At 73.9% G+C, this 12,943-nt stretch carries 14 protein-coding genes; 4 read left to right on the plus strand and 10 right to left on the minus strand.

Annotated features, from left to right (window positions below; all coding sequences use genetic code 11):
• Window positions 1-13: 13 nt before the first annotated feature.
• Window positions 14-547 (minus strand): pyridoxamine 5'-phosphate oxidase family protein, encoded by a 534-nt coding sequence (locus KIS93_RS11510; RefSeq protein WP_080040043.1) that lies wholly within the window; start codon window positions 545-547, stop codon window positions 14-16.
• Window positions 544-1,359, minus strand: a complete 816-nt coding sequence (locus KIS93_RS11515) for an NAD(P)H-binding protein (RefSeq protein ID WP_080040044.1) — start codon at window positions 1,357-1,359, stop codon at window positions 544-546. The genes KIS93_RS11510 and KIS93_RS11515 overlap by 4 nt, the downstream gene beginning before the upstream one ends.
• Before the next feature lie 87 nt (window positions 1,360-1,446).
• Between KIS93_RS11515 and KIS93_RS11520 the strand changes: the two genes are divergently transcribed.
• The 3 genes from KIS93_RS11520 (at window position 1,447) to KIS93_RS11530 (ending at window position 3,065) form a co-directional block, all read left to right on the plus strand.
• Entirely contained in the window at window positions 1,447-2,013 is a 567-nt protein-coding gene (locus tag KIS93_RS11520; RefSeq protein WP_230466292.1) for a TetR/AcrR family transcriptional regulator, read from the plus strand.
• Between the two features lie 109 nt (window positions 2,014-2,122).
• The gene (locus tag KIS93_RS11525) at window positions 2,123-2,569 is read left to right on the plus strand and encodes a hypothetical protein (protein ID WP_155127864.1); all 447 of its coding nucleotides are present in this window, start codon (window positions 2,123-2,125) and stop codon (window positions 2,567-2,569) included.
• On the plus strand, window positions 2,541-3,065 hold the full coding sequence (locus KIS93_RS11530; protein WP_080040047.1) for an NAD-binding protein: 525 nt from the start codon (window positions 2,541-2,543) through the stop codon (window positions 3,063-3,065). The genes KIS93_RS11525 and KIS93_RS11530 overlap by 29 nt, the downstream gene beginning before the upstream one ends.
• Before the next feature lie 75 nt (window positions 3,066-3,140).
• On the opposite strand, the gene KIS93_RS11535 is transcribed toward KIS93_RS11530, so the two are convergent.
• The 5 genes from KIS93_RS11535 to KIS93_RS11555 all read right to left on the minus strand — a co-directional run bounded on the left by KIS93_RS11535 (window position 3,141) and on the right by KIS93_RS11555 (window position 8,709).
• The gene (locus tag KIS93_RS11535) at window positions 3,141-4,040 is read right to left on the minus strand and encodes a cation diffusion facilitator family transporter (protein WP_080040048.1); all 900 of its coding nucleotides are present in this window, start codon (window positions 4,038-4,040) and stop codon (window positions 3,141-3,143) included.
• On the minus strand, window positions 4,040-4,453 hold the full coding sequence (locus tag KIS93_RS11540) for an ArsR/SmtB family transcription factor (protein WP_080040049.1): 414 nt from the start codon (window positions 4,451-4,453) through the stop codon (window positions 4,040-4,042). The genes KIS93_RS11535 and KIS93_RS11540 overlap by 1 nt, the downstream gene beginning before the upstream one ends.
• Before the next feature lie 87 nt (window positions 4,454-4,540).
• Window positions 4,541-4,954, minus strand: a complete 414-nt coding sequence (locus tag KIS93_RS11545) for a hypothetical protein (protein ID WP_080040050.1) — start codon at window positions 4,952-4,954, stop codon at window positions 4,541-4,543.
• A gap of 206 nt (window positions 4,955-5,160) precedes the next feature.
• On the minus strand, window positions 5,161-7,023 hold the full coding sequence (locus KIS93_RS11550) for a bifunctional copper resistance protein CopD/cytochrome c oxidase assembly protein (RefSeq protein WP_080040051.1): 1,863 nt from the start codon (window positions 7,021-7,023) through the stop codon (window positions 5,161-5,163).
• 63 nt (window positions 7,024-7,086) lie between these two features.
• Window positions 7,087-8,709 carry an FAD-dependent oxidoreductase gene (locus tag KIS93_RS11555; RefSeq protein ID WP_080040052.1) on the minus strand — a complete coding sequence of 541 codons (1,623 nt, stop codon included), beginning with the start codon at window positions 8,707-8,709 and terminating at the stop codon, window positions 7,087-7,089.
• Window positions 8,710-8,854: 145 nt separating this feature from the next.
• On the opposite strand from KIS93_RS11555, the gene KIS93_RS11560 reads away from it, so the two are divergent.
• Window positions 8,855-9,487, plus strand: a complete 633-nt coding sequence (locus tag KIS93_RS11560) for a TetR/AcrR family transcriptional regulator (protein WP_080040053.1) — start codon at window positions 8,855-8,857, stop codon at window positions 9,485-9,487.
• 68 nt (window positions 9,488-9,555) lie between these two features.
• On the opposite strand, the gene KIS93_RS11565 is transcribed toward KIS93_RS11560, so the two are convergent.
• The 3 genes from KIS93_RS11565 to KIS93_RS11580 form a co-directional block, all read right to left on the minus strand.
• Window positions 9,556-9,897 carry a hypothetical protein gene (locus KIS93_RS11565; RefSeq protein ID WP_186404109.1) on the minus strand — a complete coding sequence of 114 codons (342 nt, stop codon included), beginning with the start codon at window positions 9,895-9,897 and terminating at the stop codon, window positions 9,556-9,558.
• Window positions 9,887-11,146, minus strand: a complete 1,260-nt coding sequence (locus KIS93_RS63295; protein WP_222107406.1) for a hypothetical protein — start codon at window positions 11,144-11,146, stop codon at window positions 9,887-9,889. Before KIS93_RS63295 ends, KIS93_RS11565 begins: the two co-directional genes overlap by 11 nt.
• Window positions 11,147-11,374: 228 nt before the next feature.
• Complete coding sequence (locus KIS93_RS11580; RefSeq protein WP_080040054.1) at window positions 11,375-12,868, minus strand: beta-propeller fold lactonase family protein; 1,494 nt, start codon at window positions 12,866-12,868, stop codon at window positions 11,375-11,377.
• Between the last annotated feature and the right edge of the window lie 75 nt (window positions 12,869-12,943).

A 12,943-nucleotide genomic window follows, 5' to 3' on the forward strand; every position in this document is an offset into this window, starting at 1 on the left:
GGTTTTGGTCCTTTCAGAGGTTCAGGTGCAGGAAACGGTCCACCGCGATCTCGATCACGACCCGGCCGGCCGGGGCCGGCGGGGGTGACAGGTAGCGGCGGGTGTAGCGGCGGGCGGCCTCGGCGATCCTGGCCGGATCGGCGGACACCGTGGCCCGGCCCTCCAGGGTGATCCAGCGGAAACCGTGAACCTGGCAGAGTGCCGCCCGGCCTGGCTCGGGGGTGAGGTTTCCGGCCTTGCGGGAGGTGGCGACGGTGAGCACGCGGGCCAGGCCCGCCTCACGGTCCCAGGTGAAGCGGACGGCCACGACGTGCGGGGTTCCGTCGGGCCGCAGCGTGGTCAGGGTCGCCACGCTCGGCTCTTCCAGGAACGCCTCGGCCGCGCGGGGCAGGCGGTGGGCGGCGCGCGAGCCGGAGGCGCGGTTGCCGGCGGGACGGCCGCCTGCGATCGGGGCACCCGAGGGGCGGCCGCTGGAAGGGTGGCCGTCTGAAGGGTGGCCGTCTGAAGGGTGGCCGTCTGAAGGGTGGCCGGCCTGGGTGGCGGTCATCGGAAGGCCGCGATGTTGCGGGCGGCCCAGGAGGCGAAGGTGCGCGGGGCGCGGCCGAGCAGGCGCGCCACGTCCGGGCTGACCTGCCGCTCCTCCTCGGTGGGCGTGCCGAGGATGGTCAGCGTGCCCTCGACGGCCTGCTCGGGCATGAAGGTGAGCATCTGGGCGCGGGCCTCCTCGCGGCTCTGCTCGACGAAGCGCACCTCCGTACCGAGTGCCTCACCGATGGCGGCGGCGCGCTCACGCGGGCTGACGGGCTGGGGGCCGGTGAGCACGTACGTACGCCCGGCGTGCCCGTCCTCGCGCAGCACCACGGAGGCGACCTCGGCGATGTCGGCCGGGTCGATGACGGGCAGGGCGACGTCGGCGAACGGCGCCGCGGCCGTGCGGTGCGCGCGGATCGGCTCGGCCCAGGCCAGGGCGTTGGAGGCGAAGCCGCCGGGACGCAGGATCGTCCACTCCAGGCCCGACTCGCGCACGGCCTGCTCGAACGCGGCGGGATGCCCGTACAGGCCGGGCCTGGTGCCCGCGCCCTGCGAGGAGAGCAGGACGACGCGGCGGATCCCGCCGGCCCGCGCCGCCTCCAGGACGGCGTGCGGCTCGTGCCCGGCGACGAGCAGGAAGAGGGCGCCGGCCCCGTCGAAGGCGTCCTTCAGGCTCGCGGGATCGCCCAGGTCGCCGGCGCTGTGCCGGACACCCCCGGGGAGCGGCGCGGGCCGCCGGGAGATCGCGGTGACCTGCTCGCCCGCGGCGGCGAGCAGCCTGACCAGCTCGCCGCCGACGTTGCCGGTGGCGCCTGTGATCACGAACATGCCGTACTCCTCAAGAAAGTTAGTTAGTTGACTGACTCACTGCGAGACCATAGCGGGTCGGCGGAGGGCGTGTCTATAGTTAGTCAGGTGACTAACTCAACTCGGACGGGAAAGCGGGAGCGGCTGGCCGGGGCGGCCGTACGGGTGCTCCACGAGCAGGGCGTCGAGAAGACCACCCTCGCCGACATCGCACGCGCGGCCGACGTGCCGGTGGGCAACGTCTACTACTACTTCAAGACGAAGGACCAGCTCATCGAGGCGGCGATCGAGGAGCACGGCCACCACCTCGACCAGATGATCCAGGCCATGGAAGGGCTCGCCACCCCGCAGGAGCGGCTCAAGGCGCTCATCCAGGGGTGGATCGGGGAGAGCGACCTCACCGCCCGGTACGGCTGCCCCACCGGCACCCTCGCCGCCGAGCTCGACAAGCGCGACGACGGCCTCGACCGCGCCATCGCCGGCGTCATGGGGCGGCTGCTCGACTGGGTGCAGGGCCAGTTCGCCGCCATGGGGCGCCCGGACGCGCGGGAGCTGGCGGTCGCCCTGTTCGCCGCCTACCAGGGGGCCGCGCTGCTCACCAACACCTTCCGCGACCCCGGCCTCATGCGCACCGAAGGGCACCGGCTGGAGCGCTGGATCGACTCGCTCGCCTGATTCGCCGTCCCGCAACCGTGGCGTTCCCCGGATGACAACGCGATGAAGCAGGCCTGAAGCCCGGCCGCCGTAGTCTCGCGTCCGGGACGGGAACCGCCGCGCCCGGCCCATGCGCACCACCCGTTCCCGGCGGGGTCTCCCGGCAACGGGGGCCGGGAGACCCCATCGGCGCCCGCCGGTTCGAGGTCACACCGGTGAACACGGGTTCGGCAAGGGCGGGAAGACGCTGGCCGGGGCGCTGGCGAAGGCGGGCCGGCGGGTCGTCCTGATCGAGCAGTCCGACGAGATGTACGGCGGGACGTGCATCACCATCGCGTGCGTCCCGACCAAGGCGCTGGTCTACCAGGCGGAGCATCCCGACCGGCGGCTCGGCGAGGCGGCGTGGTTCGAGCAGGCGGCGGCGAAGAAGACGGCGCTGGCCGAGGCGATGCGGGCCAGGAACTTCGAGATGTTCGATTCGCCGGAGACCTCGACCGTGATCACCGGCCGGGCGCGTTTCGCCGGCCCGCACACGCTGCTGGTCACGGATGCTGGCGCTGACCGAGCGGCCGGATGAGCTGGTGGTGCTCGGTGGTGGTCATGTCGGCGTGGAGTTCGCCTCGATGCACGCCGCGTTCGGTGCGAAGGTGACGCTGATCCAGCGGGGCGAGCAGCTGCTGCCGGGCGAGGACCCCGACATCGCGGCGGAGGTGCGGGCGCTGCTGACGGATGCGGGTGTCCGGGTGGTCACCGGCGCGACCGTCGAGCGTGTCGAGGACGCCGGCGCGGGTGGGGCGGTCGTCACGTACCGTACCGGATCAGGCCATACCGCGATCACCTACGTCTCGCTCGACGACTACCGGATCGTGCTCGACCAGCTCACCGGCTCCGGCACCCGCTCCGTGAGCGATCGCCGGTACGTGCCGCACGTCGTCTTCACCACCCCGCCGCCGGCCCGCGTCGGCATGACGGAGGCGGAGGCGCGGGCCACCGGCCGACCGCTCAGGATCGCCGTGCGCAGGGTGGCGGAGATGGCGGCCGTGCCCCGGGCCAAAATCGTCGGCGACGGCTGAGCACCCCGTGACTCCGCGCCACCAGGGCCGCCCACCCCCGCCGGCCGCCGTCCCTGCCGGAGGGGCCGGGGGCCGTCACCAGTCGACCTCGTCGCAGCCGCGGTGGTCGGCGGGCTCCACCTGCAAGGTGGCGTGGGCCACGCCGTGGCGCCGGCGCAGCAGGTCGCGGGCCTGGTCGAGGACGGCGTGGTGGTCCTTCTGGTCGGCGGTGACCAGGTGGGCGGTGGCGACGTTCATGCCGGAGGTCAGGGTCCACAGGTGCAGGTCGTGCATGTCGCGTACGCCGTCGATGGCGGCCAGGTCGGCGGCGACGGCGGCGGCGTCGATGTCCTCGGGCACGTGCTGCCCGAGCACCGCGAACACCTGCCGGCCGAGCGAGATCGCCCGCACGGCGACGAACGCGCCGATGGCGACGGCGACGGCGGTGTCCCAGAACGCCTGGCCGGTGGCGGCGACGAGCCAGCCCGCCACGATGACGCCGACCGAGCCGGCGGTGTCGGCCACGACCTCCAGGTAGGCGCCCTTGACGTTCAGGCTCTCCCCCGCGCCGGAGCGCAGCATGAGCAGCGCGATCAGGTTGACCACCAGGCCGAGGGCGCCGACGATCAGCATCGGCCCGGTGGACACCTCGGCCGCCTCGCCGATGCGGCCGATCGCCTCGACCACGACGTACACGGCGACGCCGAGCATCAGCACGACGGCCAGCAGCGACGCGAACACCTCGGCCCGGTACGACCCGTAGCTGCGCCGGCCCGTGGTGTCGGGGCGGGTGGCGATCCGGGTCGCGACCAGTGCCGCGCCGAGCGTCACCACGTCGGCGGCCATGTGCCCGGCGTCCGACAGCAGCGCCAGCGAGCCCGACAGCAGGCCGAAGACCAGCTCCACCACGAAGAAGGCGCCGATCAGCGCGAAGGAGACCGCCAGCCGCCAGCGGTGCCGGCCGGCCGCGTGGCCGTGCCCGTGCCCGGCGCCCATCAGGCGTTCCCCTCACGTTCGGGGTGCAGCGCCTCGGTGTGCTCGGTGTGGGCGAGCGCGAGGTCGAGCAGCATCCGTACGTGCGGATCCTCGAGCCGGTAGTACGCCATGCGGCCGGAGCGGCGGGCGGCCACGATGCGGTGGGCGCGCAGCAGCCGCAACGCGTGCGAGACGGCCGACTCGCTCTGCCCGGTCACCGCCGCCAGGTCGCACACGCACAGCTCCCCGTCCAGCAGGGCCACCAGCAGCCGCAACCGGTTCGGGTCGGACAGCAGGCCGAAGACGTCGGCGGTGTCGGCCAGGTCGGAGGCGGGCGGCATCCGCTCGGACACGGCGGCGACCCGGTCGGCGTCGACCACCCGCACGGTGCAGCCGTCCATCACCAGCACCTTGTCATCTGAAGAGCTGTTCATATGAGCAAGATAGCGGAGCGGCCGATCGGCATGTCAAGCGTGATCCCGGCGGGTCGCGCGGTCCGCGTCGGGGAGCGCCGCTCCCGCTCAATGGTGATGCGCGGCTTCCACCGTGCCGCCGACCTGCCGGCGCACGCCCTCCAGCAGGGCCGGCGCGGCGACGACGACCCACCGGTCACCGACGAGGTAGCTGCCGCCGTACGCCTCGGCGTCGTCGAGCCAGGCGCGCTCGCCGGCGCCGGTGGCGAACGTCAGCAGGGTGTACTGACCGCGTGACGTCCGGCAGGCGGCCTCGCGCAGCTCCGCGGCGTCCACCTGCATCGCGGGGCGGGCACAGCCGGCGGCGGTGGCGAGCCGCTCCATCCCGGCCCGGATCGACGCCTGGCCGGCCGCGTGATGGTGCGCGGCCATGTCCGCCGGTGCGGGGGCGGCGGCACACGCCGCGAGCAGGGCCGCGCCGAGGACGGCGGCGCACGCGGGGCCGAGGGGCTTGACACACATCACGCTCTCCATCGGGCGACTGCGACCGAAGGTACACGCGGCTGCCCGCGGTGGTGGGCGAAGTACCCGAATCGGTCCGGCTGCCCGCGCCCGGCGGCCGACGGCGCGGCTCGGCAACCTTGAGCGATCCGCCGAGGCCATGCGGGCGGCGATGGGCGAGCGCGACCGGGCCCAGCCGTGATCGCCTGGCCGGTCGCCGGCGCCCGCTACCACGCGGTCGTGCTGGTGCGGTGCGGCGCTTCCGGTCGTACCGGATCACGCTCGTCCGACGGCCGGGCCAGGAGAACGAGGCTGGCGGCGGCGAGCAGGTGGACGGCCCCCGCCAGCCGCTGGTCCGTCAGCGGATCGGGCGCGCCGGGCGGGGCCACCACCAGGAACCAGTCCGGCGCGACCGGCGGCCCGAGCAGCAGGAAGGCGCTCACGGCGAGCTGCACCATGACGACCGACCCGAGCAGCACGGCGCGGCCCGTCCGGGAGAGGGGGCGGGGCAGCGGGTCCGCGCCCGCCAGCATCCAGGAGACCACCAGCCCGCCGGTGAGGAACAGCGTCGCGGTGAGCAGGTGCGGCACGTGTTGGAACAGGGCCCACGGCAGCCAGCCGGTGCGGTAGAGCAGCGGGAAAGCGATCATGTACGCGACCGGCAGCACGGCCAGGAGCGCCGGCCGCCGGATCGGGAGCCGCGCGCCGAGGGCGCCGTCCTGCCGGGTGGCGGCCCGCGCGGCGAGCGTGAGCGGCGCGCCGCGGCAGAGCAGCATGGGGGCGATGACGGCGAGCACGGTGAGCTGCAGGGCCTGCGTCGACAGCATCGCCCGCGCGTACGCCCCGACGCCGCCGAGCAGGACCACGCCGAGCAGCGCCAGGCCGGCGCACCACGCGAACGTGCGGGCGGGCGGCCACGCGCCGGCCCTGCGCACCCCGGCGAGGTAGCCGGCCAGCGCCAGGGCCAGCAGCAGGAGGATCATCGGGTCGGGGCGGGCCTCGGTGAGCAGCCCGGTGAGCCGGAACGGCGCCAGGTCGTACTCCAGCAGGCCGTCATGCCCGCCGCCCGGTGCGGGGGGCGGGGTGCGGGACAGGGCGACGGCCAGCGCCATCGCCGCGCCCATGACGATCAGCTCGCCCGCCGCCAGCCGGGTGAAGACGAGCCGCACGCTCCGGTCGGCCGCGCGGGCGACCGTACGGCGGCGGTGCGCCCGGCCGAACAGGGCGAGAACGCCGAGGGCGGCGGTCTTGGCGAGCAGGAGCCAGCCGTACTCGCTGCGCCACAGGTCGGACGGGGCGTTCAGCCGCACCCACGCGGCGGCCACCCCGGAGACGGCGACCCCCGCGAAGCAGCACAGGGCGAGCGTGCTGAACCTGGCCAGCACCACCGGCAGGGCGGCGGAGCGGCGGAAGTGCGCCAGCACCGCGCCCAGCCCGCCCACCCACAGCGACACGGTGACCAGGTGCGTCATCAGGGCGGACAACGCGATGTCGTGATCGGTGGCGGAGGCCGCGTGCCCGACGTACGTCACGGGCAGCGTCCCGAAGACGGCCAGCACGAGCGGGACGAGCTTCGGCAGCCGGGGCACCCGCGCCGCCACGGCGACCGCCACGACCACGGCCAGCACCAGCGGCAGCACCCGCGCCTGGAGGATCGACAGACCGGAGCCGAGCAGCGCGGGATCGGCGAGCAGGTCCGGCACCGGGACCGCGATCACGTCCGACACGGTGAACAGGTAGCTCGCCACGATGGTGACCGCCCAGCCGAGCGCCCACCGGCCGGCCGCGCGGGCACACGCGGCCCGCTCCGGCGAGCCGGGCGGCGCGAGGACGGCCGCGGCGAGCAGCGTCCCGACGGTGGCGACCGCGCACAGGTCGGAGCAGAAGCGGACGAGCGGCAGCCCCCACGCGGTGAGCGGTCCCGCGTCCGGCAGGCCGGCGATCCTCGGCTCCGCCCCGGCTGCCAGGGCCACCGTCAGCAGCACCAGCCCGGCAGCGATCAGCGCCGCACCCGCGTAGATCCGCCGGCCACGGCCGTCCCGGAGGGTGGGCCAGGTGATCCGGGGCGGCGCCGGTCCGGTGTCGTGCATCGGATGAGCCCTCCCGTCCCGCTCCACGCGTACCGGGAGATACGCGGCACGGTACGGACCCGTTCAGCCCCGGGCGAGGATCCGGCTCAGGGCCGTCCGGAACTCGGGTTCCGGCCGGTCCCCCGCGGCGGTGGAGCGCCAGGCGACGAACCCGTCCGGGCGGACCAGGGTCATGCCGGTGCTCGTGAGGCCGTAGCTGTCCAGGAACCGCTCCTCGGGGTCCTCCAGGCCGGCGCCGATGGTGTGGACGTCCAGCTCGACGCCCAGTGACGCCGCCGCCGTCCTGGCCGCCGCGGCCCATTCGCCGCCGTCCGGGGCGACCAGGGCGACGAACGCGCCCGTGAACAGGTCGAGCGTGGAGATCCGCGTCCCCTCCCGGTCCAGCCAGACGTGCGGCGCGCGCAGGCCGGGCCGCCCGCTGGGCTTGCGAGGGTCCTCGATCGGCTCGCTGGAGGTGTGCGGCTCCGTGTGGACGGCCGGGGAGTCGTACCGGTAGCCGAAGATCATGGCGAGGTCGTCGACCGCCGTGAGGTCGTCCGCGGTCCCCTCGTGGCGGGCCTGCAACAGCCGCATGGTCTGGCCCAGGGTGATCTCCGCGACCGGGCGGCGCTCCTGCTCGTACGTGTCCAGCAGCGCGGGCCCGGCCTGGCCCTTGAGGACGGCGGCGAGCTTCCAGGCCAGGTTGTGCGCGTCCGCGATGCCGGTGCTGGCGCCGTAGGACCCGGTCGGGGGGAAGACGTGGGCCGCGTCGCCGGCGAAGAACACCCGGCCGGCCCGGTAGCCGCGGGCCACGGCCGCGCCGAGCCTGACGTCCATCGGCTTCGGGCTCCAGCCGTCGGCGGGGGGCACCAGCGTGAGGTCGAGGTCGGGGATCCCGACGGCGCGCCGGACCAGGTCGGCGCAGTGCCGCTCGGTGAACTCCTCGATGCCGCGGCCCTGCTCCGGCTGGTAGGGCACGCCCAGCATCCACCGGCCCGGCCGCCTTAACGGCGCCAGGACCGTGCCGGCCACCGGCTGGTCGAAGTAGGCGAGCAGGAACTCGCGCCCGCGCAGCGCGTCGCCGAGGTCGGCGTCGAACAGGAAGTGGGCGGCGTGGCCGAGGACGCCGGGGCCGTCGGCGCCGATGCCGAGGCGGGTGCGCAGGTCGGCGCGGTTGCCGTCGGCGGCGATGACGTAGTCGGCGTGGATGCGGTATTCGGTGCCGTCGCGGACGTCGCGGACGACGGCCCGCACGCCGTCGCCGGTCGCGTCGAGGTCGGTCAGCTCGGTGCTGAACCGCACGTCGGCGCCGCTGCGCTCGGCGGCGGCGCGCACGACGAGCTCCAGCTCGTCCTGGTCCACCATGCCCCAGTCGGCCGGGCTGAGCGAGGCGGGCGGGCGCAGGTGGGCGATCGCGTCGATGCGGAAGCGCTCGGGGCCGGTCAGGGTGTCGGCGCCGATCATCTCGGGCTTGTCCGCCAGGAGCGAGGAGCGGGCGCGGATCTCCTCTTCCAGGCCGAGCGCCCGGTAGATCTCCATCGTGCGGGGGTTGAAGGCCCGTGCCTGCGGCATGATCGCCGTGGACGGGTGCCGCTCGACCAGGGTCGGGCGCAGGCCGAGGCGGGCGAGGAACAGCGCCGCGGACAGGCCGGTGATCCCTCCTCCCACGATGAGGACTGCGGTGGTGTGGTCGCGTGGTGACGTCATGGCCGTCGATCTCCTCTGGTCGTGTCCTGTGCCGGGCGTGCCGGCTTCCAGGAACACAATCAATCACATCGCCTACTGTGTCAAGTAGTCACTTGATTGAGGAGAGAGGCTACTTGAAATTGCCGAGTACGGCTATGATCGGGCTGTGTCGACGTCGAAACCGCGCCGCTCCCCCAAGCCGCAGGAGCGCCAGCGCGACCCGGAGCGCACCCGCAAGCTCATCCTCGACGCGGCGGAGGCCGAGTTCGCGGCCCACGGCTTCGCCGGCGCCCGCACCGGCGCGATCGCCGCCCAGGCCGGGGTCAACCAGCAGCTGATCTGGTACTACTTCGACGGCAAGGAGGGCCTGTACCGGGCCATCGCGGAGCGCTGGCAGGAGCGCGAGAACGACCTGGTCACCCAGGACCTGCCCATGACGGAGCAGATCCGCCGCTACGCGCTGGAGGCGCTGCACAACCCGAACGGCGTCCGCCTGCTCGCCTGGGGCGGACTGGAGTACGACGGGCCCGGCGACGACCTCGACCAGGAGCGCCGCTCGGATCGGCTGAGCGGGTTCGCCGAGCGGCTGCGCGCGCGGCAGGAAGCGGGCGACCTGCCCGCCGAGCTGGACCCGGCCTGCCTGACGGTCATGCTCATGGCCGCCGCGATGGCCACCGTCAGCCTGCCGCACGTCGTCGCGGGCGTCTGCGGCACCGACCCGCGCGACCCGGAGTTCGTGCGCCACTACGCCGACCAGGTCGCCCTCGTCGCGGGGCTCCTGGGCCTCGACTCTCCCTAGAGGCACGGGCGGCCGGGGTCGTGTCCCGGCCGCCCGGCGCCTCACCTCGGCCGTGCGGGCGTCCCGGGTCAGCCCGGGTTGCCGCCCCCGAAGGCGAGGTCGGCGTCGGTGAAGATCGGGTGCGGCGGGTTGACGTCCGCCTCACCGCCGCCAGCGTCGCAGCGCCGGTCGGGGTCGAACATGAGGTACGTCCCCGACGAGCAGGCCGTCGCCGGCTCGGCGTCCCCGCCGATCACGACGCTCCCGCTCAGGTTGGCCCCGCCCTGCGCCAGGGCGTTGTTCTTGACCACGGCGTTGCCGGTCACGGTGGCGCCGCTGTTGACCCACGCCAGGTCCTCGATGCGGGCGTTGCCGCCGACCGTGCTGTTGCCGTGGACGGCGGCGCGGGGGCCGGCGACCCTACACGCCATACCGGCTCCTCAGGTGGCGCCACCAGTCGCGGAACATCCACGCGTCGAACTCCGTGATCTGGGTCGCGCTGCCCGCCTTCATCAGGAAGCCGCCCACGCCGGTCGGCGTCCAGTCGTAGAAGTCGTCCAGACCGAACGAATGGCCCATCTCGTGCAGCAGGATGTGCACGTTGTCGGCGTTGAGGTTCGACATGAAGTACTCGCTGCCGATCCGCTGCCCCCAGTCGCCGCCGGCGCCGCCGCCGAACCCGCTGGTCAGCCAGAGCGACATGTCGTAGTGGTGCGACGCGCCGCCCGGGCAGTTCGGGTAGTTGCCGCTCTGGTTGAAGAAGCGGCCGCACGGCTCCGCGCACTGGGGCGCGTTCTCGCGGATGTCGTTGACGTAGACGTCCACGGAGTTGTCGCTCCACTGGAGCTGCGCGCGGTCGCGCACGGCCCAGCCGACGACCTTCACCGGCACGGTGCTGTACGGCCAGCCGTTGTGCCCCACCATGACGTCCATCCACTTCTTGAACTGGCGGGCGAGCTGGGCGTGGATCTGGTCGCGCTGGGCCGCGGTCACGGTCGCGCTGGAGTCCCAGCGGACGCAGTAGTTGATCGAGCCCCGGTTGGCCATGACCTGGTCCCAGCCGTAGTTGCGGAACCCGTACAGGTTGGGGTAGGTGCTCTCGACGTGCTGCCACACCTCGTTCAGCGGGGTGACGAGGTTGCCGGGCGGGTTCCAGCCGCCGGTCTGCGGGGCGCCCTCGCCGATGGCCTTGACCTCCAGCAGGCCCACCGAGCCCTGGCCGCTCTGCATCAGCACGCGCAGCCGGGTCGTGGAGACGGCGGCGAAGGTGACGGTGTTGTAGGTGTCGGTCGCGGTCGCGTACGTGCCGGGGATGTCGGCGTACGCGCTGCCGGTCCAGCGCTGCAGCTTCCACGAGGCCGGGACGCGCACGCCGCCGTTGTCGTCGAAGAAGTAGACCTGGGCCGAGGTGAGCGTCTGCGCCTGCGGCCAGGTCAGCAGCGCCCACTGCTCGCCGGTGTTGGGCCAGGTGCCCCAGCGGCGGTTGACGGTGTCGTTCGAGCTCGGCGGGTCGATGCCGTCGTTGATCGCCGCGACGCTCTCCCACGGCGAGGTATAGGACGCGGACGGGCTCGCCGAGGGGGCGAGGTTGACGGGGGCGGCCGACGCGGGCGCGGCGGGGATAAGGAACGTGCCCGCCGCCACGAGCCCGGCCAGGATCACGGACGTTAATCGTCTCACTGGAGCCTCCTTGTTAGCGTTAACACCTCTAGCGCGCCAAGTGCTATGTCACACACTTGTGGTGGGGAGAGTGTTGGGGCCGCCGCGCCCCCCGTCAAGACCCCGTCAGAAGATTTGTCAGCGACCTGTACGCCGCCGCGAACGGCCGCTGAAAGTTACACGCGGCCCGGGGCCGGCGGCGCTCGCGGAGGCGTCCGCTGGCGCCGCCGGCCCCGAGCCGCGGCGCCGCTAGCTCGTGACGGTGACGACCTGGAAGGTGGTGGCGGCCGGGGTGCCGTTGCACAGCACGGCCTGGCCGGTGGAGATCATCGTGGTCGAGCAGCCCTCGTTGTCGGTGACGGCCAGGATGGCGCGGAACGTCCCGGCGCGCGGGTAGCGGTGGGTGGTGCGGGCGCCGGTGGTGGTGAGGGTGGTGCCGTCGCCGAAGTCCCAGCGGTAGCGGGTGACGCGGCCGTCGGGGTCGGCCGAGGCGGACGCGTCGAAGACGACCGAGCGGCCGTCGCGGCGGGCGGTGAAGGCGGCGCGGGGGCCCTGGTCGGGCAGGACGGCGGCCGAGCCGTAGGCGGGCTCGCTGCCGCCGGTCGCGAAGGGCGAGCCGGGCAACGGCCGCATCGTCCCGGCGGGGCCGAGGCCGAACGCGCTGAGGCCGCCGTTCGGGCCCTCGGTGACGCCGGGCAGGTCGGTGGAGGCGTACAGGAAACGCCCGTCCGGCAGCGTGGTGATCCCGACCGGGCCGAACCCGGCCGGCAGCGGCGAGCCCTTCACCTGCGTGAGCGCCCCGTCGGCGCCGACGGAGAAGCCGGAGACGGCGCCGTCGCCGGGCGGGGTGCCGCCCGCTCCAGGGGCGGGGCTGGCGACGTAGACGAAACGCCCGTCGGGCGCGGAGACGATGCCTTCGGGGAAGGTCGGCACGTCGTACGGCGAGCGCGGCAGCGCGGCCGGCGTGCCGTCGGAGCCGATCGCGAAACCGTACACCTGGGAGGTGTCGCTGCAGGTCAGGTAGAGGCGGCGGCCGTCGGGGGTGATCGTCATGGCGCCGCAGAAGCGGCCGAGCCTGATCGGCTGCCTGACCTCGGTGAGGGTGCCGTCGGCCTTGATGGCGAAGGTGCTGAGCGCGCCGACGGAGTCGAGCCGGTCCGGGCCGGGGTCGCCGTGACCGACGTACAGGAAGCGGCCGTCCGGCGTCACGGCCAGCCCCCGAGGGTTGGCCACGCTCGTCGCCGTGGGCGAACTGGGCAGCGGGGTGAGCCGGCCGTCCGGAGCGATCGCGAAGCCGGTCACCGACTTGCTGAAGACGTGGGCGACGTACAGGAAGCGCCCGTCCGGCGTGACGACGATGCCCAAGGGGGTGTCGCCACCGGTCGTGACGGTGCCGTCGGCGCCGGGCAGCGGGGTCAGCAGGCCGCGCGGCCCGACCGTGTAGGCGGAGATCGTGCCGGGCCCGTCCTCGCCCGCGTTGGCCGCGTACGCCAGCCGGGCGTCCGGCGTGAACGCCATCTGCCGCACCCCCGGGCCCGCCGCCACCGGATCACCGGTCAGCACCGGCCGCCCGGTGGCCACGTCGACGACGAACCTGGAGATGCTGGTGGATTCGCTGTTGGTCACGTAGACGGCACGCTCCCCCGCGACCGCCGATCGCGCCGCGGCCCCGGCGGTCGCGGACGGGATCAGCGCCGCCGAGAGCAGCAGGACGGTGAGGGGGGACAGACGGGCGATACGCACAAGGTCCTCCGGAGAGACATCGTTGCCATGTCACCCGGAAGGGCGTGCCGCCGCGTTCCATCACGTTCCATCGGG

This window comes from [Actinomadura] parvosata subsp. kistnae (genome assembly GCF_900323885.1).
Lineage (GTDB): Bacteria > Actinomycetota > Actinomycetes > Streptosporangiales > Streptosporangiaceae > Nonomuraea > Nonomuraea composti.